Origin of the sequence: Argonema antarcticum A004/B2, assembly GCF_023333585.1 — a bacterium.
In the GTDB taxonomy this organism is placed as follows: domain Bacteria; phylum Cyanobacteriota; class Cyanobacteriia; order Cyanobacteriales; family Aerosakkonemataceae; genus Argonema; species Argonema antarcticum.
In genome coordinates this window covers 21110-24944 of record NZ_JAIQZN010000048.1, presented here as the reverse complement: position 1 = coordinate 24944, position 3835 = coordinate 21110, and the positions used below count along the sequence as shown (strand labels likewise).

Below are 3835 nucleotides of genomic sequence, written 5' to 3'. Positions count from 1 at the left end.
GTGACATCGGAAGTCGGTTGGGAAGTGAGGACAATTTCGTAGGTATCTGTCGCGCCGCCTTCGGTGATATTTGTGCTTCCACCAGATTGGGTAACGGTGATTACCGCTGTATCGTTGTCGGTGTTGGTGACGGGAACATCTGCAACATCTAAATTGTTGTAATTGGTGTCGGCGCTAGTCGATTTGGCGGTAATAATGTTGTAGGCGATATTGCCATCAACGATGAAGTCGTCTTGACCGATAATTGTAACGGTTTGGTCTACATTCCAATTTGCTGATGTGAAGGTGAGAGAAGATTTATCGGGTTTACCTTCTTTAGTATTGTCACTATTTAAATTAATCGTAACGTCAGCGGTGGGTTGACTGATTAATTTGACGGTAAAGGTAGTGGTTCCGCCTGCTTCGGTTGTAGTTAATCCGGGGTTTTGGGTAACGATGATTCCCCCGTTGTCGTCGTTGGTAATTGTCGCAGTTCCCTGTTTGGCGGTGGTGTCAATTTGAGCGTTGGTGGCGCTATCTAATTTGATGGTAAAAGTTTCGTCGCTTTCGGCAATTTCGTCGCCTTTCGATTTAACGGTGATGGTTTCGGTGAGGGAACCGCCTGGGGTAAAGGTGATGCTATTGTCGTTGTCGATATAGTCGTTATCTGCAAGTGTTGCAGTTCCGTCGTTGGTGGTGTAGTTGACGGTGACGTTTTGGGTGGTGGCGCGAGAAAGGGTGGCGGTAAAGGTGTAGTCTGTTGTACCGCTATTTCCTTCAGTTTGGGTGATGGAAGTGGGTGTGAGACTGACAATTGGTGCGTCGATGATGACGCCGTTGGAGAATTCGGAAGTGTCGTTGGTGGTGAGGTTTGTGGCGGTGGCGGTGACGTAATTACCCAGGGATGCTGCTGCTAGATTAGTGACAGTAAAGTTGGCGTTGCCGGAAGCATCGGTGGTAATGTTAGAGAAACCGAGATAGGTTTTTCCTTCGCCGTTTCCAGAGGCATCTAATACGTCGTTGCCGAAGAATTCTAGGCGGAAGTTGGTGTTAGCTGTGCTGTTGAATGTACCGACGCAAGTGGTGTTGCTACCTGCAATTTCTGCGTATGTGAGGACGGGGAAATTTTGCAGGTTGTTGGCATCTGTATCGGCGTCGCCTGTGTCATTGGCGGTGATGCCGTTACCGGGAAAAGCATTTCCTAAATCGATGCCTAATCTGCTGTTAGAGAAGATGGAGTTACCCTGGATGGGATTACCAGTACCGCTAACAATTAATATGCCTTCGACAGCGTTACTGGAGATTATATTTCCTTCACCTGTATTCGTTCCACCGATCGCATTTTGGTTACCACTTATATATATCCCGAATAAGTTGCCTAGAGCGCTTACGCCGTCAATTTTCGTTCCGATGTAGTTTCCCCGTACTTGGTTATTCGCACTGACGATTCCTATGCCAGAGCCATCGTTCCCTGAAATAATGTTACGATCGTTCGCATTACTCCCACCAATAACGTTATTAGAACCACTAAGTAGCACCCCATCCCCAGTATTGCCCAAGTCTAGGGTTCCGGTGACATCCGTCCCGATGTAGTTTCCTTGAACTTTATTATTGGTGGCGGTGTCAAAGATAACTATGCCAAATCGATCGTTCCCTGAAATAATGTTGCGCTCGCCCACATTACTGCCACCAATAATGTTATTAGAACCTGTAATGTACACCCCTTCGTTAGCATTGCCCAAGTCTTTCGTTCCGGTGACATCCGTACCGATGTAGTTTCCTTGCACTTTATTATTGGTGCTAGAGAGAAATATTGCCGAGCTATCGTTGCCTGAAATAATGTTACGCTCGCTCGCATTACTGCCACCAATAATGTTATTAGAACCTGTAATGAACACCCCTTCGTTAGTATTGCCCAAGTCTTTCGTTCCGGTGACATCCGTCCCGATGTAGTTTCCTTGCACTTGATTATTGGTGGCGGTGTCAAGGATATATATGCCATATCGATCGTTCCCTGAAATAATGTTTCGCTCGCCCGCATTACTTCCGCCAATAATGTTATTAGAACCTGCAATGTTCACCGCATCGATAGTATTGCCCAAGTCTTTCGTTCCGGTGACATCCGTCCCGATGTAGTTTCCTTGCACTTGATTATTGGTGTTAGAGATAAATAAGGCAGAGAGATCGTTCCCTGAAATAATGTTGCGCTCGCCCGCATTACTTCCGCCAATAATGTTGTCAGAACCTGTAATGTACATCCCATAGCTAGTATTGCCCAAGTCTAGGGTTCCGGTGGCATCCGTCCCGATGTAGTTTCCTTGCACTTTATTATTGGTGCTAGAGAGAAATATTGCCGAGCTATCGTTCCCTGAAATAATGTTACGCTCGCTCGCATTACTGCCACCAATAATGTTATTAGAACCTGTAATGAACACCCCTTCCCTAGTATTGCCCAAGTCTTTCGTTCCGGTGACATCCGTCCCGATGTAGTTTCCTTGCACTTGATTATTGGTGGCGGTGTCAAGGATATATATGCCATATCGATCGTTACTCGAAATCAGATTATTAGTAAAAGTGTTGCTACCGCTGTGAATTTGTAGCCCATCAACAGTATTGCCTAAATCTTTAGTCCCGCTGGCATCAGTACCGATATAGTTTCCGGTAACAGTATTGCTACCATTCAATATAGTAATTCCCTGAAATTGGTTGCCGGAAATGAGGTTGCGATCGCCTGGATTTGTTCCACCGATCGTATTATTGGTGCCAGTGCCGATCGTGACGCCGCTTAAACCATTACCTCGGTCAATAGTTCCGGTATTATCCGTCCCGATAAAGTTCCCGACAATAAAATTATTGCTACTTTGAATTCCGATACCTTCACCCTGGAAAGCATTAATCGCCAAACCTTGAATCGTGCTAGAACTTGCATTCAGGTTTATACCGTTAACGTTACCTGCATTCGTGCCATCAAGCACTATGTTTAAGACAGCATCGTTCCCAGCAGCGAGGGTGTTTTTACTCGCACCGGGTTGACTGTAACCGTCGATAATAACTGCTTGGGTAATAGTGGGTAAAGCAGAAGTCGGGCTAATTGTATGCGGCCCCGCTCCACTAATATTAAAAGTAATCGTATCCGTTCCAGCAATGGCATTGGCGTTAGTGATTGCTTGGCGCAATGAACCTTCGCCGCTATCGTTGGTGTTGGTGACGGCGAAATCGTTTTGTGCAATGGTAACGCTGCCACTCTTATTAGTCGCATCGACTGTATAAGCTGGGTCGTTAACTAAAGATAAGGCAAAGGTTTCGTTTGCTTCGGCGGGGATATCGTCAATGGCGGTAAAGGTAATATCTGCCATACTGACACCAGCATTGAAGGTAAAAGTAGTGCCGCCTGCATTTATTGTGCCGCCAGCTGCGACGCTGAGGTTGTAGTCAGTGCCAATTCCTGAAGCTGGAGAAAGTTGGACGGCTAATGTGCCGCTGCTGCTGCTGCGGGTGAGGCGGAATGTTCCGGTGTCGATGTTGCCTTCGGCGGCGGTGGTGTCGGGGGCGGTGAGACTGACGGTGGGGAGGGCATCGCCTAGCTTGACGACGAAAATGTCATTGCTGCCAGCAGGAGTCAGGTTAGCCGTTCCCGCACCGGGGTCGAAATCTGCCGTGCCTTGGAAATAGCCTGTGGTGTAGGTGTTGCCGATACTATCGAGGGCGATGCTAGTGCCAAAGTCGTTACTACTGCCGCCCAGGTTATAAGCCCAGACGTAGTTGCCATCCAAGTCGAATTTGGTGATGAAGATGTCATTGCTGCCAGCAGAAGTCAGGTTAGCCGTTCCCGCACCGGGGTCGAAATCTGCCGTGC

1 protein-coding gene is annotated in these 3835 nt (G+C 47.5%); it reads right to left on the bottom strand.

Features of this window, described 5'->3' with window-relative positions:
* Positions 1-3835, bottom strand: a 3835-nt coding sequence (locus tag LAY57_RS19865) for a beta strand repeat-containing protein (protein ID WP_338022452.1), incomplete at both ends; no start/stop codon positions are given.